Below are 18360 nucleotides of genomic sequence, written 5' to 3'. Positions count from 1 at the left end.
TCTCCGCTACCGGCCGCTGGGCGAGTTGCCCGGGATCCGGAAGGCGGCGAAGGGGGAAGCGGCCGTGATCGGCGGGCCGGCCGCGACCAGACGCAACACCTCGGCCAGGGGCAGCGTCACCAGGGCGGCCGGCAACAGGCCATCAGCCCGCCGCCCCTCCATCGGCCCGAGAGCCAGGGCCGCGCCCTGCGGCATCACGTCATCCGGCCGGCCAAGCGCCTCGAGCAGGCGATAGGGCGCCGGCGTGGGGACAGGCGCCGGAGCGGGAGGCGGCATGGCAGGCTGCATCGGCGCGAAGCTGGGCGGCGGGCCGGCCGGCGGATAGGCCGGCGCGGCATAGGCCTGCGGCGGCGGGTAGCCGGGCGGCGCCGACGGAATATAGGGCTGCGCCGTGAAGGAGGGCGGTGCCGGGGACGTCTGATGCTGCGCCACGAAGGCGGACGGCGCGGGGGGAGATGGCGGCAATTGGGGCGGCACGGCATAGGCCGGCTGGGCGACGGGCTGTGGGGCCGGCGCCTCCGGCATCGCCGGCGGGGCATAGACGATGCGGTCGGGGATGGCCCTGGCGGCCGGCGGCTCGACCGGCTGCGGTGCCTGTGCGGCAGGCTGCGGCGCGGGAGGTGCGGCATCCTCCGGGACGCGGTCATGATCGGGTAAGGCGCCCGCAGCATTGTCAGCCGGCGGCGTGGCCCCACGCACCGGATCATTGCCGAAGCTTCTATAGCGGATCCCAGGTGCCTTGAGGGCCGCAGCCACCCTGGCGACGTCGGAGTCCTGCGCCATCACAAAATGGTTCCCCGTATCGCGGACAAGATGCCGCGAGGGGTCAGAAAACGGAACAGGTTTTTATCTTGTGAGACGTTAATTAACCTGCCGCAGCTTCGGCATCCCCCCAGGCGAAGCGAACCAGGAGGCTCAGGGCAGCCGAGTAGTAGTCGGGTGCGGAAACCACAGAAGCGAGGCTTTGCAAGGCGGGAAGCGCGTTTCCGCGTTGCTGGCTGGCCAGCCGGGCGACGGCCATGACCCCTGGCGAAGCCGGATAAGGAGCCAGGAGGTCGCTTTCGAGATCGGTCCAGGCCGGGACGAAGGGATGGGATGGGTCCGTCCAGAAATTACGCGCCCGTCCCATGGCAGGCTCCGCCCCGAGTCCCGCCCAGGCCAGATAGAGGGGCACCCGCACCGCATCGAAGGAGAATCGCGGCGGCCAGCTCTGCGGCAGTTTCACCTCGCCATCCGCCTTGCTGAGCACCGCCCAGTCCGGAGGCAGGCCCCAGCGGCCGAAGCGGCTGGCCCGCAGCAGGACCAGCCCATCCGCCGCGACCCGCACCCAGGCCCGGTCGGGCACCGCCCGCGCCAGCGCCGAGAAGGCCGGGAAGACATAGTAGGACGGGTTGATGATGGTGGTGCCGGCATGTTCGAAGCCGCGTGCCCCCGGCAGCAGCACGCTGAAGGCGCCCGCCCGCCGCACCAGGTGCCGCAGGATGTCGCGCGCGATGGCGATGCCGATCGCCGTGTACTCGGCATTGCCCCAGCGCTCGCCGGCTTCCAGCAGCGCCCAGGCGATGAAGATGTCGCCATCGGTGGCGTTGTTCAGATCCTCGACCGGCATCGCCGCCTCGGGGCGGTAGCGCCAGGCATGCAACTCGTCCCGCGGCCGCTTCAGCACCCGCCGGGTCCAGCCGAGGATTCGCTGGAAGGCGGCCTGGTCATCGGCGCGGACGGCAAAGAACAGGGCCCAGCCCTGCCCTTCCGAATGCGAGACGCCGCCATTGCCGGTATCGACCACCCGCCCATCGGCCGCCAGGAAGCGGGACTGGAAGGCCCGCCATTCGGCACGGCTCGCATCGCTCGGCTGGGCCAGGGCATGGCCCGCGCCGGCCAGCATGCCAAGTCCGGCCAGAACGGCGCGACGACCCGGGTGGGATGGCGAGGACTCGGGAACGCTTGCGAGCGGCACGCGGCACAACCCTGTTGGCTTATACCCCCATTTACAAGCAGGCCGCGCCTCTAGCAACTCAAGGTTGCCGACATCGCCACTGATGCATCCATTTGGATTGCAACTCCCCGCGATCGGGGGGCTTGCCACCCGGCGGCACACGCGGTCCCCTGGGCGCCGACAGCCATCATCCAGGGGAGACTCATCCATGACCAAGCTCGCCACCTTCACCGATGCCAAGGGGACGCGCCTCGGCGCCGTGCTCGAGGATGGCCGCATGCTCGACCTCGCCACCGCGGCGAACGGGGCGCTCGCCGCCCAGGTGACCGATATGCTGACGCTGATCGAAGCGGGGCCCGCCGCCCTGGCCGCCGTGCGCGCCCTGGCCGCCGCCCCGCCGCCCGGCGCGGTGCTGCCGGCCGGCGGCTGGCGGCTGCTGGCGCCGATCCCCCGCCCCCGCCGCAACGTCTTCTGCGTCGGCCGCAACTACATGGACCATGTCGCGGAGGGCGACCGCACCCGCGGCATCACCAGCAGCGAGCTGCCGAAATACCCGCAATTCTTCACCAAGGCGCCGGACACCGTCATCGGCCCGGACGAGCTGATCCCGCCGCACACCAACACCACGCAGTGGCTGGACTACGAGGTCGAGCTGGCCGTCATCATCGGCCGCGAGGGGGCCGATATCAGCGCCGAGGATGCGCTGTCCCATGTCTTCGGCTGGACCATCGGCAATGACGTCACCGGCCGCGACCTGCAGCGCCGCTACGGCCAGTGGTTCAAGGGCAAGTCGCTGGATCGCTCCTGCCCGCTCGGCCCCTGGATCATCCCGGCCGAGGAGCTGGACGCGCTGAACACCGGCATCCGTTGCTACGTGAATGGCGAGAAGCGGCAGGACAGCCATACCAGCAAGATGATCTTCGACGTGAAGGAGATCATCCGCCAGCTCTCGATCGGCTTCACCCTGAAGCCGGGCGACGTGATCATCAGCGGCACGCCGGAGGGCGTCGGCTATGCCATGCAGCCGCCGCGTACCCTGAAGCCGGGCGATGTCATCCGCTGCGAGATCGACGGCATCGGGACGCTGACCAATACCGTCCAGCCCGCCTGAGGCGACGAGGCTACCGGCAGTCGCGCCGGGCATATTGCTCGGTGCGCTCGGCCCGACGGGCATCGCGGCCACGGCCGGTCACATCGGCCCGCATGGCCTGATCCGCCGCCACGGCTTCGGCCTCGGCGCAATACGGATCGGCCGGGCGGTAGGCGCCCGGCGCCGATGCGGCATAGGGGGAGGCCGTGGCATAGCGCGGCGGCGGCTGCTCGCTCACCGGCACCCGCACCATGCAGGCCGAAAGGGTCAGGGTCGCGGCCAGGAGGCCGCTGGCGCGAAGGATGTGCATGCCGGCTGAATCGCCCGGCGCCGGCCCCGGTTCCCGCCGCTGCCGTTCAGGGCGGTAACGTTTCGCGCCGCGACGGCGCCGTGCCGGGCCCGGGCGGCAGATCCTCCTGGCTCACCGGCGCGGGCGCCGGCGCCGCCAAGCCGCCATCCGCATTCGGCGCGGTGGCGGAAAGCCAGTCGCGCAGGGTGCGGCGGAGCTGGAATTCGAACTCCACATTCAGGTCGTCCATCGTCCGCCGCAGCAGCGCTTCCGGCGCGTTCGGCCGGTTCGCATCCGGCCCGCTGACGGCACGGCGGGACTGCGCCTCGACGAAGCCGAGCCGGCTGCCGAGGGAGGAGAGAATCTCGAGCCGGCAGGCGAGCAGGCAATTCAGCGAATCGCGCGCCTGGACCAGCTGCGCCTGGGTCACGCTGAAATTCGCCTGGCCGGTGGTGCCGACGGCGATCAGCCGGTCCCGTGCCATGACCCGCACCGCCTCCGCCGCCGAGGGCGAGAGCCGGGCGCCGATATCGCCGGGGATCGCCAGAGGCGGCTCCTGCCCGATCTCGATGCTGGCGACGTTCAGCGGCAGCGGCGTGAGATGCTTGTAGGAGAGCGGCCCGGGCGGCAGCGGCACGGGTTCGGGCCGGCCGCCGCAGGCAGCGACGAGCAGGGGCAGCAGCAGGCCGCGCCGGTCGGTCATGCGGAAGCGTCCTCCGGGGAAATCGGGACGAATAGTGTAACGGCTCAGCCCCCAGTCCCGCTACCCCGCACCTCCGCACGATCGAAGCGGAAGTCCAGATTGCAGAATTCGCAGGTCATTGTGATCGCCCCGTCCTCCTGCGCCATGTGGTCGAGATCGTTCCCGCCGAAGCTCGCCAGCACGCCGGCGAGGCGGGAGCGCGAGCAGCGGCAGCCATAGGAGAGCGGCCGCGGCCGGTCGAGCTGCAGCCCCTCGGCATGGAAGAGCCGGTGCAGCAGCGCATGCGAGGGCAGCGCGTCATCCAGCAGCTCGGCATCGGTCAGGGTCGCGGCCAGGGCCAGGGCGGTGCGCCAGGCTTCCTCCTGCGCCCCGGCATCCAGCTCGGGCGCGATGCCGCCCTCCCCCGCCACTCGCTCCATGATCAGGGCGCTGGCCCGCCAGCCGGCCTCGGTCCGGTCGCAGGCGAGGCGGACATGGGCGCGGAGCTGCTCCGAGGTATCGAAGTAGTGGCCGGTCATCGCCGCGAGGGTCAGGCCCTTGATCTCGACGATGCCCTGGTAGCGGTCCATGTCCGGACCCTGGTCGCAGGTGAAGGCGAGGTAGCCGCGGCCGAGCAGCGCCGCCGCATCGCCGATCGGGTCGCGCGCCAGCAGCCGCGCCAGCGCCTCGGCATCCGCCCTTGCATAGCCGCGCAGCGCCCCGCCTTCGGTGCAATCGGCGAGCAGCATGGAGACCGGGCCATCACCCTTGGCCTGGAGGGAGAAGCTGCCCCGGTATTTCAGCGCCCCGGCGAGGCCGGCGGTCAGCGCCAGCGCCTCCCCGGCGAGCTTCGTCACCTGGGGGTGGTTCTCGTGCCGGGTCAGCAGCGCATCGGCCAGCGGGCCGAGCCGGATCAGCCGGCCGCGCACCGGCTGGTCCGCCAGGTGGAAGGGCTGGATGCCGCGCGGCAGGCTGATATCCGGCACGGGCGGCCGGTCATGCTGGAGGAAATCGGGCTTGGCGGAAGGCTGGGTGGGGTCGGACAATTCAGGGGGCCTCGGTGATTCGGCCCCTTAGATAGGAGGCCGGACCGCCTTCGCCCACCCGGTCAGCCGGCGCCGAGGGCCCAGAGCAGCACGCCCTTCTGCGCATGCAGCCGGTTCTCCGCCTCGTCGAAGACGACGCTTTGCGGCCCGTCGATCACCTCCGCCGCCACCTCCTCGCCGCGATGGGCCGGGAGGCAGTGCTGGAAGATGGCGTCCGGCGCGGCATGCCGCATCAGCTCCGGCGTCACCTGATAGGGGGCGAGGAGGTTGTGACGGTTGGGCGCCGAGCCGTCGCCGGTCTCGTCATTCATCGAGACCCAGGCATCGGTCACGACGCAGCGGGCGCCGCGGACGGCCTCGACCGGATCCTCGGTCAGCTCGATGGTCGCGCCCTGGGCGCGGGCCCAGTCGATGACCCATTGCGGCGGGCGCAGCGCGGCCGGCGTCGCCAGGCGCAGGGTGAAGCCGAAGCGCGCGGCGGCCTGGATGAAGCTCTGCGCGACATTGTTCCCGTCGCCGACCCAGGCCACCACCTGGCCGGCGATCGGGCCGCGATGTTCCTCGAAGGTGAGCACATCGGCCATGAGTTGGCAGGGATGCGAGATGTCGGTCAGGCCGTTGATGACCGGCACCGTCGCATGCGCTGCCATCTCGCGGATGCGGTTCACGTCATGCGTCCGCATCATGATGGCGTCCACATAGCGCGAGAGGACCTTGGCGGTGTCGCTCAGCTCCTCGCCGCGGGAGGACTGCATGTCCCGCGCGTTCAGATAGACCACATCGCCGCCGAGCTGGCGGATGCCGACCTCGAAGCTGACGCGGGTGCGGGTGGAGGGCTTCTCGAAGATCAGCGCCACCGTCTTGCCGGCGAGCGGCTTGGCGCCGAGGCCGCGCTTGGTCTGCGCGGCGAGGTCGAGCATGCGGCGCAGCGTTGCCGGCTCGAAATCCATCAGCTCGAGGAAGTGGCGGGGGGGATGCTCCCCCCCGCCGGCCATGGGCTTCAGCGCCGCGCTCATTTCGCCGCGTCCCGGGCCTGGGACGGGGTGCAGCGCAGGCAGGTGCGGTCGAGCAGCTGCAGCGCCTCATCGGCCTCGGCCTCGGTGATAATGAGCGGCGGCGCGAGCCGCAGCACATTCATCCCGGCCGCGACGGTCAGCAGCCCCTCCGCCACTGCGGCATTCTGCATCTCGCCATTCGAGACCTCCGGCCGCAGCTTGAGGCCGAGCAGCAGGCCGGCGCCCTGCACGCCCTCGGCCACCGCCGGATGGCGATGGGCCAGTTCGCGCAACCCGTGCCAGAGATGCCGCGCCACGCGATCGACGCCATCCAGGAAGCCGAGGGCGAGGATCACGTCCAGCACGGCATTGCCCGCGGCGCAGGCCAGCGGGTTGCCGCCATAGGTGCTGCCATGGGTGCCGGGCTTCAGGTATTGCGCCACCCGCTCCTTGGCCAGGATCGCGCCGAGCGGGAAGCCGCCGCCGATGCCCTTGGCCGAGGACATGACATCCGGCTCGATCCCGGCCCATTGATGGGCCCAGAGCTTGCCGGAACGGCCCATGCCGGTCTGCACCTCATCGAGGGCGAGGAGGATGCCGAACTCATCCGCCGCGGCGCGCAGCGCGCGGAGGAAGTCGAGCGAGGCCGGGCGCACGCCGCCCTCGCCCTGGATCGGCTCGACCATGATCGCCGCCGTCGTGCCGTCGATGGCGTCGCGGACCGCGTTCATGTTGCCGAAGGGCACATGCTTGAAGCCCTGCACCGGCGGGCCGAAGCCGGCGAGGTATTTCTCGTTGCCCGTGGCGGCCAGCGTTGCGAGGGTCCGGCCATGGAAGGCGCCCTCGAAGCAGATCGTCACGAAACGCTCGGGATGGCCGTTCTCCGCATGGTATTTGCGGACGGCCTTGATCATTCCCTCATTCGCCTCGGCGCCCGAATTGCAGAAGAAGACGCTGTCGGCGAAGGAGGTCTCGACCAGCCGCGCCGCCAGCCGCTCGGCCTGCGGGATGCGGTAGAGGTTCGAGGTGTGCATCACCCGCCCCGCCTGCTCGGCGATGGCCTGCACCAGATGCGGATGCGCATGGCCGATGGAGGCGGTGGCGATGCCGGAGCCGAAATCCAGGAATCGTCGCCCATCCGCCGTCCACAGCCAGGCGCCCTCGCCCCGCTCGAAGGCGAGGTCGGCGCGGTTGTAGGTGGGCATCAAGGACGGGATCACGGGCTCTGGGCTCCTGACTTCTCCCCTACCCTGCGTCGATCGCGGGCCCTGGCGGGAGAAGCCGGGGATTTGGCCGCATTCGGACCGCCGCGTCAAACCATCCCGCGGTGAAAAACGGCGAAAGCGGGCGGGGAATCGAAGCCCCGCTCGCCCTTCGTTCAGCCGCGACGGTCGGTTGCCGTACCTTCATAGGTGAAGGTCGGCAGGCTGCCGAGGCTTTCCTTGGTGGCGCCGGTCAGGGTCCAGCGGCCATTGCTGTTGGCGGCCATGTTCAGCCGGTCATAGGGCACCGCCACCAGCTTGGCGCCGATGCCGAGGAAGCCGCCGACCGAGATCACCGCAACTGGGGAGGTCCCGCCCGGCGGGATCAGGATGTCGTCCACCTCGCCGATGCTCTCATTGTTCTCGTTGTAGACGGCGGAGCCGATCACCTTGCTGGCCCGCCGGCCGTTATGCAGCGCGGCGCTGTCCACCGCGAGGGTGCCGGTCGCGGCGCCGGTATTGGCGGGCGAAGCCGTGCGGTTGCGCTCGTTCTCCGGATGCGCGCCCGTGGTATTGGTGCCGAGCGCCCGGTCCACCGCGCGGCCGGCCGCCGTGCCGGGCGGGTTGCCGGGGGTGCCATCGGCCGGGGTGCGGTTGCCGGTCGTGGAATCGACGCCGCGCTGGGTCGCGGTGCTCGGCGGGTTGCCGGGGGTGCCATCCGTGTTGGTGCGGGCGCCGTTCATGGAATCGACGCGATTCGGCGGGGTGCCGGGCGGGTTGGCCTGCGGCGCGGTCTGCCCGAGGGCGAGGCAGGGCAGCGCGAGCAGGCCCGCGGCGGCAGTCATGGCGATCCATTGGGTGCGATTGGTCATTCCGGCGTTACCTTCCTTGGCTTACCCCGGCAGGACCGGGTGAGGCCTCAGCAACGGCCGGAATGACTGCCGGTTGCCGCTAGGCCGGATCACCCGTTTCGGCGCTCAGCCCGGCCGCGGCGATTCCCGCCATGGCGCAGACCTCATCCTGGGCCGAGGCATCGCCGCTGATGCCGACCGCGCCGAGGATCACCCCTCCGGCATCGCAGACCAGCACGCCGCCCGGCACTGGCACGGCGCGGCCACCCGAGAGATCCGAGAGCGCATTCATGAAGCCCTGCATCGCCTGGGCCCGCCGCGCCAGCTCCCGCCCGCCGAGGCCGAGCGCCAGCACGCCATAGGCCTTGCCGAGCGCGATCTCCGGCCGGAGCAGCGAGGCGCCATCCTCCCGCTGGACCGACTTCACCTGCCCACCCGCATCCAGCACCACCACGGTCAGCGGCATCAGGCCCAGTTCCCGCCCCTTGGCGAGGGCGGCGGCGGTGATGGCATTGGCCTGGTCGAGGCTCAGGCCATTGGTCGGGTAGCGGGCCATGCAGGACTCCCTGGGTACGATTTCCGCGCCCCTATGCCTGCGACCCGAGTGGTTCGCCAGCCCTGGCGGCGGCGTGGCAGGATGGAGCGCATGACGAAAGAGCGACCAAAGGGGCCCCGCTCCCCCCGCCCCGCCGGCCCGCCCCCGACCGAGGCGGCGCTGCGCGAGGCCGCGCTGGCGCATCTCGCCCGTTTCGCCGCGACCGAGGTCGGATTGCGCCGGGTGCTGCAACGCCGGGTGGACCGTTGGGCGCGGCGGGCCGAGGCCGAGGGCTTGGACCCCACGCCAGCCGCGGCGGCGCGGGCGCTGGCAGCGCAGGTGGCACGGCAGATGGTGGCGCTCGGCGCGGTGGATGATGCCGCCTTCGCCGAATCGCGGGCGCGGCGCCTGGCCCGTTCCGGCCGGTCCCGCCGCGCCATCGCCGCGCATCTCGCCGGCAAGGGTGTGGCGCGGGAGGTGGCTGCGGCCGCCCTGCCCGAATCCGAAGGCGCTGAGATCGACGCCGCGCTGGCGCAATGCCGCCGCCGGCGGATCGGCCCCTTCGCACCGGAGCCGATGCCGCGGGAGGCGCGGCTGAAGGCCCTCGCCGCCCTCGCCCGCGCCGGCTTCGGGCGGGAGGTGGCGGAAACGGCGCTCGACATGCCGCCGGAGGAGGCGGAGGACCGCCTCACCCGGCTGCGGCAGTCCTAGCCCTCGGCGGAGCTCCGCTGGCCGCCGATCATCGCCAGGAATTCCCGCCGGGTGGAGGGATCGTCGCGGAAGGCGCCGAGCATCCGGCTGGTCACCATGGTGACGCCGGGCTTGTGGATGCCCCGCGTCGTCATGCACTGGTGCGCCGCCTCGATCACCACCGCGACGCCCTTCGGCTTCAGCACGTCGTTGATGCAATTGGCGACCTGCGCGGTCAGCTTCTCCTGGATCTGCAGCCGCTTGGCATAGACCTCGAGCACGCGGGCCAGCTTGCTGATCCCGACGACGCGGCCGGCGGGCAGATAGGCGATATGCGCCCGGCCGATGATCGGGACCATGTGGTGCTCGCAATGGCTCTCGACGCGGATGTCGCGCAGGACGACCATCTCGTCATAGCCATCCGTCTCCTCGAAGGAGCGGGCGAGGAGCTCGACCGGGTCCACCTCGTAGCCAGCGAAGAATTCCTCATAGGCGCGGGCGACGCGGGCCGGGGTATCGACCAGCCCCTCGCGGTCCGGGTCGTCGCCGGACCAGCGGAGCAGGGTCCGCACCGCCGCCTCCGCCTCCGCCCGGCTCGGCCGGGCTTCGACCGAGGCCTTGGTGTCGATGACGTGGCTTGGCGTCTGGATGTTCATGGCCCTCTCCCCCCAGGCAACGTTCCGGCCGGTTCCTTACCATTTGGGCAGAAGCCGGAAAGTTGCAATGGGAGAAGGGTTGCACAACCTCAGGCTGGCGGGCCAGAGGGCGCTCCGGGCGGCGGCGGGGCCCGGGGCGGCGGCGGGGGCAGGCTGATGGAGGTTGCCTTCAGGTCGCGCAGCAGGGAGGAAGCCCCGCGGCCCAGCGTCACCTTCCGCTGCAAGAGGATGCCGGAGACGCCCTCCAGCCAATAGCGCACGGTGAAATTCTGGGTGGCGTTGGACCCGGTGCCATTCACCACCCGCTCCAGCACCACCGTGTCAAAGCGCCCGGCCGGCACCTCCAGCTTCTCGAAGCCGACGACCCGCCAGCGGGTCTCGAATTCATAGCGGATGCCGCTGCCCGGCGAGGAGACCTGGGCATTGTAGGCGGCATTGGCCCCGGTCCTAGCCGGGAAGAGGCTGGCCATGCCGGGTCCGTGGCCGCGGCCTTCATAGCTCGCCCCCTCGACCATGCCCCAGGCCAGCTTCACCGGCGTCCCGCCCGCCTCGGCGGTGCAGAGGCCGGGCTCGGCCGGGTCGGTGCCGGTGAAGGTGGGGCTGCGGCCATCATCCCAGGTCACCCGGCTGCCCGGCTCGGGGCAGGCGAAGACCCAGGCCTTCTCGGTCTGCGGCGTCGGCGTCTTGCAGCCAGCCAGCGCCAGGCCGAGCAGCAGGGGCAGCGGGAGAATGCGCATCGCCTCACCATCCTGATCGGCATGCCGGCCGCACTTTAACCCCTCGCTCATATAAACGAGACAAAATCCCATCTACTGAGACAATGGAGCGTGCGATGGGATCGCCTCTCGTAAATCAGATCTCCGATGCCGCCGATGCGGCAGGCATCGTATCATGATGACCCGCAGCCTGGGCGCGAGGTCAAGCGCCAGCGATGACCCCTGGGATGAGGTCTGGGCGAATTTCGATGCCCGCCAGCCCCAGGCGCCCCCGCCAGCGGTGCTCGACCGAATGGCCAGCCGGGCACGCAATGGCCGCGTCGGGCTGGTCCTCCTCACCGCTGCCAGCCTGGTCCTGCTGGTCGCCACCGCCTATGCGGCCCCCCTCCGCGCCGCGGGCGGCATCGCCGAGGCCCTGCGCGGCGGCGACCGGGCGGCGGTGGAAGCGCTGGTCGATTGGAGGGCGCTGCGCGCAGCTCCACACCCGCCGGCCCATCCCTTCCTCGGCCGGCTGGAAGAGATCGTGCAGCAGCGGCTGGGGACGCCGGAGGGGCTGCTGGCCCTCGCCGAGGCGCGGCTCGGCCCCGCCTGGCCGGCGCCGCAGATGGAGCCGACCGGCCTCGGCCGTGCCCGGCTGATCCTGGCCGGTCCCGGCCAGCCGGGGCGCGGCCTGGCGCTCTCCCTGGCCTGCCAGGGCTGGCTGCCGCCGCGCTGGCGGGTGGTCGGGGTCGAGCCGCTCGGCTGACACGGGATGGCCGCTTGCCGCGGCCGACCCGGCCGGGCTAGTTGCCGGCGTGATCCTCCGCCGTCTCACCGCCCTGCCCTGGCGGCAGCAATTGCTGGCCGCCCTCGCGCTCGGGCTGCTCTCCGCCCTCGCCCTGCCGCCGGTGCATGCGGTGCCGGTGCTGCTGCTGGCCATCCCCGGCCTGCTGGCGCTCATCGCTGCCGCGCCCGATACGCGCCGCGCCGCTTGGCTCGGCTTCGCCTGGGGCTGGGGGCATTGGATCGCCGGCATCTATTGGGTGACCTATGCCATCCTGACCGATGTGGCGCATTTCTGGTGGCTGGTACCGCTGGCCGCGCCGGCGCTGGCCATCCCGCTCGCCCTCTTCGTGCTGCCGCCGGTCTTCGTGGCGCGGGCCCTTCCCGCCGGCTGGCCGCGACTCCTCGGCTTCGCCGGGGCCTGGGTACTGGCGGAGCTGGCGCGCGGCTTCCTCTTCACCGGCTTTCCCTGGAATCTGATTGGCACGGTCTGGGCCTTCGCCGCCCTGCCGGTGCAGCCGGCCGCCCTGGTCGGCGTGCATGGCCTCTCGCTGCTGACCCTGGTTCTGGCCGGCCTGCCGCTGCTGCCGGGCTGGCGTCCCTGGGCCGGGGCGGCGCTGCTGCTGGCCGGCCTCGCCGGCTTCGGCGCCTGGCGGCTCGGCCAGCCGGCCCCGCCGGACCAGCCGGTGCAGCTCCTCCTCGTGCAGGGAAACATCCCGCAGGAGGTGAAGTGGCGCCCCGAGCAGCGGATGCCGAATTTCCAGCGCTATCTCGACCTCACCGCCGCCGCGGCCCGCGACGCAGCCGCCGCCGGCCGCCGGCTGGTGGCGATCTGGCCGGAGACGGCGAGCCCCTTCCTCCTCGCCCAGGACCCCGAGGCGCAGCGCCTGGCCGCCGCTGCCCTGCCGCCCGGCGCCATGCTGCTCGCCGGCACGGTACGGGCCGAATGGGGCCCGGATGGATCCCTGCGGGAGGTCTTCAACAGCCTGGTCGCGCTCGACCAGTCGGGCCGGATCGAGGCGATCTACGACAAGTCGCATCTCGTCCCCTTCGGCGAATACATGCCGCTCTCGGGCCTGCTGCCGATCCGGCTGGTGACGGGGGGGATGGATTTCTCCGCCGGTCCCGGGCCGGAGCGCCTGGCCCCGCCCGGCCTGCCGCCCTTCGGCGCGCTGATCTGCTACGAGGTGATCTTTCCCGCCGCCGTCACCCCCACCCCCCGACCGGACTGGCTGGTGAACATCACAAATGACGGCTGGTTCGGCATCTCGGCCGGCCCCTGGCAGCATCTCGCCACGGCGCGGCTGCGGGCGGTGGAGGAAGGCCTGCCCCTGGCCCGTGCGGCGCAGACCGGCATCTCGGCGGTCTTCGATGCGCGAGGTCGGGAGCTGGCGGCGATTCCGCTCGGCCAGGCCGGGACGGCCGCGGTTGCATTGCCGGGGCCGGATGCACCCCCGTCCTTCGCCCGATTCGGCTTGGCGATCCCCCTTGCGGCGGCGCTCGCCTGCCTTGTGCTGGCCTGGCTGCTACGGCGTCAGGTTGTATCCGATATGGAGTCGCCGCGCCCGGAGCGGGTGTGATCTTTATTGAGAAATCTCAAAAGTATTGACGCTTCGTTGCTGCACCCCTAAAACAACCATGACGGGCGGCGCCGCGGCGGCCCTCCCTGGGATTGGATGGACCGGACATGCCGAGCGACGAGCTCCTCGACCGCACCGCGCGGGAACCGCGCCCCAGCCCGATCGACGTGCATGTCGGCACCCGGGTCCGGTTGCGACGCACCCTGCTCGGCATGAGTCAGGAGAAGCTCGGCGAAGCGCTCGGCCTCACCTTCCAGCAGGTCCAGAAATACGAGCGTGGGGTGAACCGCATCGGCGCCAGCCGGCTGTTCGACCTCGCCCGCGTGCTGGACGTGCCGATCGGCTTCTTCTTCGACGACATGCCGGATGCGATGGGCGGCACCATGAACGGCGTCCGCCGCGCCATGGGCTTCTCCGACAGCCAGGACGCCTTCGAAGACGACACGCTGCACCGGCGGGAGACGCTGGAACTCGTCCGCGCCTATTACCGGATCACCGACCCCTCGGTCCGCAAGCGCGTCTTCGACCTCATCAAGAGCCTGACGCCGACGGAATAGGCGGCTCCCGCAGCTGCGGGTTGTCGAAGACCGGCTCCCGCCAGCGCCGCAGCGCCTCGCCGAGCGCGCGCGCCAGGTCGCGCTTCTGCTCATCGCCCAGCAGGGCACCGATCTCCACCGACTCGCCGCGCTGGCGCAGCACCAGCAGGCTCACCCGACCGGGCCGTTCCTCCAGCCGCAACCGCGCCCAATAGGGATCGATCGCGATCTCCTCCCGTCGGCCGCGCCGGTCGGTCCGGTGGATGGTCAGGCGCCCCCCGGTCAGGATCAGCACCTCCATCGCCCGCCGGGCCTGGCGCCGGTGCAGCAGCATCAGCCCCAGCACCAATAGCGCCTCCAGGCCCGAGAAGCCGAGGACCGGCCAGGCGCCGAGCGCTAGGAAGAATCCGCCCGTCCCGGCCGAGAGCGTCAGCAGCACTGCCGCCAGGATGCGCATGCCCCGCGGCCCGAGGCTGCGGGACGGGGTGCAGACGGCTTCGAACAGCACGGGTTCGGCAGGGGCTGGCATCACGAGGCCGGACATGGGATGGGCTGGCGGTCCTGTCACGCCCTGAATCCCGAAGATGCCGCGATCTCCCGTCAAGCCCGCTGTCCCGGCGCCTGAAACATCTGCCCGCCGGCCGCTGCACGGCACGGCGGAACAGCCGCGCCGGGCCCGGCGGATGTCGGCGGCCCAGGCGGCGGAGTTTCTCCGCGCCCTGGCGATGCACAATCCGAAGCCGGAGACGGAGCTTCTCTACACCACCCCCTTCACCCTGCTGGTGGCGGTGGTGCTCTCGGCCCAGACCACCGATGCGGCGGTCAATCGCTGCACCCCTGCCCTCTTCGCCGCCGCCCCCGGCCCGGCCGAGATGGCCGCGCTCGGCGCCGAGGGCATCGCCCCCTTCATCCGCACCATCGGCCTCTGGCAGGGCAAGGCGAAGAATGTCGCCGCCCTCTCCCGCCTGCTGCTGGAACGCCATGGCGGCGAGGTGCCGGCCGAGCGCGAGGCGCTGGAGGCGCTGCCGGGGGTGGGACGGAAGACCGCCAATGTCGTGCTCAACGTCGCCTTCGGCGAGAACACCATGGCGGTCGATACCCATATCTTCCGCCTCGGCAACCGCACCGGTCTTGCACCCGGCAAGACGCCGCGGGAGGTAGAGGACGGGCTGGTGAAGCGTTGCCCTCCCGAATTATTGCGCGATGCCCATCATTGGCTGATCCTGCACGGGCGTTACGTCTGCAAGGCCCGGGTGCCCGAATGCTGGCGATGCCCGGCGGCGGCGCATTGCAATTATCGCGACAAGGTGCCCGCCCCCGGCTGACCCCTTCCCGTTGCCGCCGCCGCTCCGGCCCACCCGCCGGAGGGGAACCTGTGGGGTGACCGCAGCGTTATGGGTTCATAACCGATCCGTAGGCATGGCCTGCGCCCGCAGGCTTCGTGTGCCCGGATCGATCCACTGTCGGCGGGTTCCCCGCCGGCGGTCCCAAGGCGACTGCAACAGAAGGGACCCCTCATGACCGATGCCCCGCCGGGCACCGCTGCCCAGAGCTCGGCCCAAGGCCAGCCGGCAGCGCGCCCGTCCACGCTGCTGCTGTGCCTGTCGCATCTGCGCTGGAACTTCGTTTTCCAGCGACCGCAACACCTGCTGACGCGCGCCGCCCGGGGCTACGAAGTCCTTTTCGTCGAGGAGCCGATCTTCCATCCTGGTATCTCGCCGCGGATGGACCTGAACCGTACGCCGCAGGGCGTGACCGTCGCCGTGCCGCTGCTGCCCGAGGGCCTGACCAGCGACGCCGTCATCGCCGCCCAGCGCAGCCTGCTCGACGAGCTGCTGGCGCCGGAGGCCGGGCGGCCGATGGTGGTCTGGTTCTACACCCCGATGGCGCTGGAATTCGCCGGCCATCTCAACCCCGACCTCACCGTCTATGACTGCATGGATGAGCTTTCGGCCTTCCGTGGTGCCCCGCCCCGGATGCTGGAGCTGGAGCGGGCGCTGCTGGCCCGGGCCGACCTGGTCTTCACCGGCGGCCGCAGCCTTTATGAGGCGAAGCGCAACCGGCATCCGAAGGTCTCCTGCTTCCCCTCCTCGATCGACACCGCGCATTACGCCGCGGCCCGGGCCGGCCAGGCGGATCCCGAGGACCAGGCCGATATCCCGCATCCGCGGATCGGCTTCTTCGGCGTGATCGATGAGCGGATGGATGCCGAGCTGGTCGGCGCCCTCGCCGCGGCGCGGCCGGACTGGCAGTTCGTCATGATCGGACCGGTGGTGAAGATCGACCCGGCGGCGCTGCCGCGCCTGTCGAACATCCACTGGCTGGGCGGCCGGCAATATGCCGAGCTGCCGCGCTATCTCGGCGGCTGGGATGCCGGCTTCATGCCCTTCGCCCAGAACGAGAGCACGCGCTTCATCAGCCCGACCAAGACCCCGGAATTCCTCGCCGCCGGCCTGCCCGTGGTCTCGACGCCGATCACTGATGTGGTGCGCGACTGGGGCCCGAAGCCGGATGGCACCGCCGGACTGGTCGAGATCGCCGAGGAGCCGGTGACCTTCGCCGCCGCCCTGCAACAAGTGCTGGAACGGCCGCGGGCGCCCTGGCTGAAGCAGGTCGATCGCCGGCTGGCCCAGATGTCCTGGGACCAGACCTGGGCCGAAATGGATGGACAGATCGAAGCCGGGCTGCGCGCCGCCACGCTGCGCCAGCGCCCCGCTGCCGATACCACGCTGCGGAGGGCATCTCATGTTTGATTGGTTGATCGTCGGCGCCGGCTTCGCCGGCAGCGTCCTGGCCGAGCGCCTTGCCACCGTGCGCGGGGAGAAGGTACTGGTCATCGATCGCCGGCCTCATATCGCCGGCAATGCCTACGACCATCTGGACGAGGCCGGGGTGCTGATGCACCGCTACGGCCCGCATATCTTCCACACCAACTCGCAGCAGGTCTTCGACTACCTCTCGCGCTTCACTTCCTGGCGCCCCTATGAGCATCGCGTGCTCGCCGAGGTGAAGCAGCCCGGCACTGGCAACACCATGCGGGTGCCGATCCCGATCAACCTCGACACCATCAACAGCCTCTACGGCCTCTCGCTGACCGAGAGCGAGGTCGAGCAGTGGATGGCGGAGCGGGCCGAGACGGTCGATGCGATCCGCACCTCGGAGGATGTCGTCGTCTCGAAGGTCGGGCGGGAGCTCTACGAGCTGTTCTTCCGCGGCTATACGCGCAAGCAATGGGCGCTCGACCCGTCGGAGCTGGACAAGTCCGTCACCGCCCGCGTGCCGACACGGACCAATACCGACGACCGCTACTTCACCGACACCTTCCAGGCCATGCCGGCCGAAGGCTACACCAAGATGTTCGAGCGCATGCTGGCGCATCCGAACATCACCGTCCGCACCGGCGTCGACTATGCCGAGATCCGCGACCAGGTGCCGCATCGCCGGGTGATCTGGAGCGGGCCGGTCGATGAGTATTTCGGCTTCCGCTACGGCAAGCTGCCCTACCGCTCGCTGCGGTTCGAGCACAAGACGCTGGACCAGGCGGAATACCAGCCGGTCGGCACCGTGAACTACCCGGCCGAGGAAGTGCCCTATACCCGCATCAGCGAGTACAAGCACCTCACTGGGCAGCAGCATCCGAAGACCACCATCACGCTGGAATATCCGAGCGGCGAGGGCGATCCGTACTACCCGATTCCCCGCCCGGAGAACCAGGCGCTCTACAAGCGCTACGAGGCGCTGGCGGATGCGCAGACGGATGTCTGGTTCGTCGGGCGGCTGGCGACCTATCGCTACTACAACATGGACCAGATCGTCGGTCAGGCCCTGGCGACCTTCAACCGCATCGATGCCAGCCTGCCGCCCGAGGCGGCGAATGACGACGAGATGCTGCGCCGCGCCGCGGCCGGCGACTAAAGCACGATCCGCGATCCGGTGATCGTGGATCGCGCTTGAGTTCATTGTTTGGGTCGCATGATTCACGCCTCCGGCCGTTCCAGCCTTCGGCGATCATGCTCTAGCCTGGCAGGCTGAACAGCCGGCCGAAGCCGGCGGCGGCACGGGGGTCCACCCCGACCGCTGCCAGGCAGGCCCTGACGCCGATGGCGGCGGAATCGAGGACGGGGATGCCGAGCTCCGCCTCCAGCCCCGCCATCAGTCCCAATCCGGGGAGGTTGGTGCTCCAGAGCAGCACCGCCTCCGCGCCCGGCGCCACCTCGCGTGCCAGGGCCGCCAGCGTCGCGGGATCGACCGCGCTCGCCTCGGCATTGTTCCGGATCCCAAGGCCCCGCAGCCCGACCGTCTCGGCCGGCAGGCCAGCGGCATGGGCGGCCGCCTCCTCCAGCGGCCCCTGGGCGACGAGGCCGATCCGCCGCACGCCCAGCCGTTCCAGCAGCCGCGCCGTCTCCAGCGCCGTGGTGGTGGCTGGACAGCCCGCCGCGGCCGCCATCGCCGCGGCCAGCGCCCGGTCGTGCTCCAGGCCGAGCGCCGCGCCGCGCGTGCCGTTCCAGCAGACCACGCCCACCGCGGCATGGGAGAGAAGCCGTGCCGCCGCCTCGAAGCTCGCCGTGTCGTAGGCATCCGCCGGCTGGCCCTGCCCCTGGCCGAAATAGGGGATGCGGGCGACGCAGGAATCGACGCCCGGAAAATGGGCCATGAGCGCGGTGAGCACCCTCTCCACCATGCGGTTGGAGGAGGGGAGGATGGTGCCGATGGCGGGGCGGGTCATGCGGGGTGGTCCCTTCCGGGGTCGCGGGCTTTCCGCCTAGCGTCGCCCAGGACGACGCCGGACACCAT

Annotated in this window: 21 protein-coding genes; 8 read left to right on the top strand and 13 right to left on the bottom strand. The window is 70.9% G+C overall.

Annotated elements, in window-relative coordinates; all coding sequences use genetic code 11:
• Window positions 1-6: 6 nt before the first annotated feature.
• On the bottom strand, window positions 7-783 hold the full coding sequence (locus JMJ55_RS31535) for a hypothetical protein (RefSeq protein WP_202824685.1): 777 nt from the start codon (window positions 781-783) through the stop codon (window positions 7-9).
• Between the two features lie 82 nt (window positions 784-865).
• The gene (locus JMJ55_RS06425) at window positions 866-1885 is read right to left on the bottom strand and encodes a glycosyl hydrolase family 8 (protein ID WP_202824684.1); all 1020 of its coding nucleotides are present in this window, start codon (window positions 1883-1885) and stop codon (window positions 866-868) included.
• 259 nt (window positions 1886-2144) lie between these two features.
• Between JMJ55_RS06425 and JMJ55_RS06420 the strand changes: the two genes are divergently transcribed.
• Entirely contained in the window at window positions 2145-3047 is a 903-nt protein-coding gene (locus JMJ55_RS06420) for a fumarylacetoacetate hydrolase family protein (RefSeq protein ID WP_202824683.1), read from the top strand.
• A gap of 10 nt (window positions 3048-3057) precedes the next feature.
• Here the strand turns inward: JMJ55_RS06420 and JMJ55_RS06415 are convergent, their stop codons facing one another.
• The 7 genes from JMJ55_RS06415 to JMJ55_RS06385 form a co-directional block, all read right to left on the bottom strand.
• Window positions 3058-3336: a hypothetical protein gene (locus tag JMJ55_RS06415; protein ID WP_202824682.1), complete on the bottom strand. Its 279-nt coding sequence runs from the start codon at window positions 3334-3336 to the stop codon at window positions 3058-3060.
• A gap of 46 nt (window positions 3337-3382) precedes the next feature.
• Window positions 3383-4018, bottom strand: a complete 636-nt coding sequence (locus tag JMJ55_RS06410) for a hypothetical protein (RefSeq protein ID WP_202824681.1) — start codon at window positions 4016-4018, stop codon at window positions 3383-3385.
• Between the two features lie 44 nt (window positions 4019-4062).
• A complete protein-coding gene (gene hslO / locus JMJ55_RS06405; protein ID WP_202824680.1) occupies window positions 4063-5043 on the bottom strand; it encodes an Hsp33 family molecular chaperone HslO in 981 nt (326 codons plus the stop codon).
• A 62-nt stretch (window positions 5044-5105) separates the two neighbouring features.
• Window positions 5106-6059, bottom strand: coding sequence for an ornithine carbamoyltransferase (gene argF / locus JMJ55_RS06400; RefSeq protein ID WP_202824679.1), 954 nt, complete (start codon window positions 6057-6059; stop codon window positions 5106-5108).
• Complete coding sequence (locus JMJ55_RS06395; protein WP_202824678.1) at window positions 6056-7258, bottom strand: aspartate aminotransferase family protein; 1203 nt, start codon at window positions 7256-7258, stop codon at window positions 6056-6058. Before JMJ55_RS06395 ends, argF begins: the two co-directional genes overlap by 4 nt.
• 158 nt (window positions 7259-7416) lie before the next feature.
• Entirely contained in the window at window positions 7417-8112 is a 696-nt protein-coding gene (locus tag JMJ55_RS06390; RefSeq protein WP_202824677.1) for a PRC-barrel domain-containing protein, read from the bottom strand.
• 79 nt (window positions 8113-8191) lie between these two features.
• Window positions 8192-8647: a GlcG/HbpS family heme-binding protein gene (locus JMJ55_RS06385; RefSeq protein ID WP_202824676.1), complete on the bottom strand. Its 456-nt coding sequence runs from the start codon at window positions 8645-8647 to the stop codon at window positions 8192-8194.
• A gap of 90 nt (window positions 8648-8737) precedes the next feature.
• Here JMJ55_RS06385 and JMJ55_RS06380 point away from each other — a divergent pair, with 90 nt between their 5' ends.
• A complete protein-coding gene (locus JMJ55_RS06380) occupies window positions 8738-9337 on the top strand; it encodes a RecX family transcriptional regulator (RefSeq protein WP_202824675.1) in 600 nt (199 codons plus the stop codon).
• Here JMJ55_RS06380 and folE read toward each other — a convergent pair.
• On the bottom strand, window positions 9334-9972 hold the full coding sequence (gene folE / locus JMJ55_RS06375; RefSeq protein WP_202824674.1) for a GTP cyclohydrolase I FolE: 639 nt from the start codon (window positions 9970-9972) through the stop codon (window positions 9334-9336). The genes JMJ55_RS06380 and folE overlap by 4 nt on opposite strands.
• Before the next feature lie 89 nt (window positions 9973-10061).
• Window positions 10062-10709: a hypothetical protein gene (locus JMJ55_RS06370; RefSeq protein WP_202824673.1), complete on the bottom strand. Its 648-nt coding sequence runs from the start codon at window positions 10707-10709 to the stop codon at window positions 10062-10064.
• A 154-nt stretch (window positions 10710-10863) separates the two neighbouring features.
• On the opposite strand from JMJ55_RS06370, the gene JMJ55_RS06365 reads away from it, so the two are divergent.
• From JMJ55_RS06365 to JMJ55_RS06355, 3 genes are all read left to right on the top strand, one after another.
• Window positions 10864-11433, top strand: a complete 570-nt coding sequence (locus JMJ55_RS06365) for a DUF2939 domain-containing protein (RefSeq protein WP_202824672.1) — start codon at window positions 10864-10866, stop codon at window positions 11431-11433.
• 49 nt (window positions 11434-11482) lie between these two features.
• Window positions 11483-13030, top strand: coding sequence for an apolipoprotein N-acyltransferase (gene lnt / locus JMJ55_RS06360; RefSeq protein ID WP_202824671.1), 1548 nt, complete (start codon window positions 11483-11485; stop codon window positions 13028-13030).
• 107 nt (window positions 13031-13137) lie between these two features.
• Entirely contained in the window at window positions 13138-13587 is a 450-nt protein-coding gene (locus tag JMJ55_RS06355; RefSeq protein ID WP_202824670.1) for a helix-turn-helix domain-containing protein, read from the top strand.
• Here JMJ55_RS06355 and JMJ55_RS06350 read toward each other — a convergent pair.
• Window positions 13562-14110: a DUF2244 domain-containing protein gene (locus JMJ55_RS06350; protein ID WP_236033450.1), complete on the bottom strand. Its 549-nt coding sequence runs from the start codon at window positions 14108-14110 to the stop codon at window positions 13562-13564. The genes JMJ55_RS06355 and JMJ55_RS06350 overlap by 26 nt on opposite strands.
• A 139-nt stretch (window positions 14111-14249) precedes the next feature.
• On the opposite strand from JMJ55_RS06350, the gene nth reads away from it, so the two are divergent.
• The 3 genes from nth to glf all read left to right on the top strand — a co-directional run bounded on the left by nth (window position 14250) and on the right by glf (window position 17481).
• Window positions 14250-14891: an endonuclease III gene (gene nth / locus JMJ55_RS06345; protein WP_202824668.1), complete on the top strand. Its 642-nt coding sequence runs from the start codon at window positions 14250-14252 to the stop codon at window positions 14889-14891.
• A 192-nt stretch (window positions 14892-15083) separates the two neighbouring features.
• Window positions 15084-16319, top strand: coding sequence for a glycosyltransferase family 1 protein (locus JMJ55_RS06340; RefSeq protein WP_202824667.1), 1236 nt, complete (start codon window positions 15084-15086; stop codon window positions 16317-16319).
• Window positions 16312-17481, top strand: coding sequence for a UDP-galactopyranose mutase (glf, locus tag JMJ55_RS06335; protein WP_202824666.1), 1170 nt, complete (start codon window positions 16312-16314; stop codon window positions 17479-17481). Before JMJ55_RS06340 ends, glf begins: the two co-directional genes overlap by 8 nt.
• Window positions 17482-17581: 100 nt before the next feature.
• Here glf and JMJ55_RS06330 read toward each other — a convergent pair whose 3' ends face one another.
• Window positions 17582-18292, bottom strand: coding sequence for a maleate cis-trans isomerase family protein (locus JMJ55_RS06330; protein WP_202824665.1), 711 nt, complete (start codon window positions 18290-18292; stop codon window positions 17582-17584).
• Window positions 18293-18360 lie beyond the last annotated feature (68 nt).

It is taken from the genome of Belnapia mucosa, from assembly GCF_016775475.1.
In the GTDB taxonomy this organism is placed as follows: Bacteria; Pseudomonadota; Alphaproteobacteria; order Acetobacterales; family Acetobacteraceae; genus Belnapia; species Belnapia mucosa.
The sequence above is the reverse complement of the archived record's forward strand: the minus strand, read 5'-3'. Positions and strand labels throughout refer to the sequence as shown.

Bases quoted from the DNA above. Each gene is read 5' to 3' on its own strand.
- JMJ55_RS31535 (WP_202824685.1), bottom strand. From the start codon at position 783: ATGGCGCAGGACTCCGACGTCGCCAGGGTGGCTGCGGCCCTCAAGGCA.
- JMJ55_RS06425 (WP_202824684.1), bottom strand. From the start codon at position 1,885: ATGCTGGCCGGCGCGGGCCATGCCCTGGCCCAGCCGAGCGATGCGAGC.
- JMJ55_RS06420 (WP_202824683.1), top strand. From the start codon at position 2,145: ATGACCAAGCTCGCCACCTTCACCGATGCCAAGGGGACGCGCCTCGGC.
- JMJ55_RS06415 (WP_202824682.1), bottom strand. From the start codon at position 3,336: ATGCACATCCTTCGCGCCAGCGGCCTCCTGGCCGCGACCCTGACCCTT.
- JMJ55_RS06410 (WP_202824681.1), bottom strand. From the start codon at position 4,018: ATGACCGACCGGCGCGGCCTGCTGCTGCCCCTGCTCGTCGCTGCCTGC.
- argF (WP_202824679.1), bottom strand. From the start codon at position 6,059: ATGAGCGCGGCGCTGAAGCCCATGGCCGGCGGGGGGGAGCATCCCCCC.
- JMJ55_RS06390 (WP_202824677.1), bottom strand. From the start codon at position 8,112: ATGACCAATCGCACCCAATGGATCGCCATGACTGCCGCCGCGGGCCTG.
- JMJ55_RS06385 (WP_202824676.1), bottom strand. From the start codon at position 8,647: ATGGCCCGCTACCCGACCAATGGCCTGAGCCTCGACCAGGCCAATGCC.
- JMJ55_RS06380 (WP_202824675.1), top strand. From the start codon at position 8,738: ATGACGAAAGAGCGACCAAAGGGGCCCCGCTCCCCCCGCCCCGCCGGC.
- folE (WP_202824674.1), bottom strand. From the start codon at position 9,972: ATGAACATCCAGACGCCAAGCCACGTCATCGACACCAAGGCCTCGGTC.
- JMJ55_RS06370 (WP_202824673.1), bottom strand. From the start codon at position 10,709: ATGCGCATTCTCCCGCTGCCCCTGCTGCTCGGCCTGGCGCTGGCTGGC.
- JMJ55_RS06365 (WP_202824672.1), top strand. From the start codon at position 10,864: ATGATGACCCGCAGCCTGGGCGCGAGGTCAAGCGCCAGCGATGACCCC.
- JMJ55_RS06355 (WP_202824670.1), top strand. From the start codon at position 13,138: ATGCCGAGCGACGAGCTCCTCGACCGCACCGCGCGGGAACCGCGCCCC.
- JMJ55_RS06350 (WP_236033450.1), bottom strand. From the start codon at position 14,110: ATGTCCGGCCTCGTGATGCCAGCCCCTGCCGAACCCGTGCTGTTCGAA.
- nth (WP_202824668.1), top strand. From the start codon at position 14,250: ATGTCGGCGGCCCAGGCGGCGGAGTTTCTCCGCGCCCTGGCGATGCAC.
- JMJ55_RS06340 (WP_202824667.1), top strand. From the start codon at position 15,084: ATGACCGATGCCCCGCCGGGCACCGCTGCCCAGAGCTCGGCCCAAGGC.
- glf (WP_202824666.1), top strand. From the start codon at position 16,312: ATGTTTGATTGGTTGATCGTCGGCGCCGGCTTCGCCGGCAGCGTCCTG.
- JMJ55_RS06330 (WP_202824665.1), bottom strand. From the start codon at position 18,292: ATGACCCGCCCCGCCATCGGCACCATCCTCCCCTCCTCCAACCGCATG.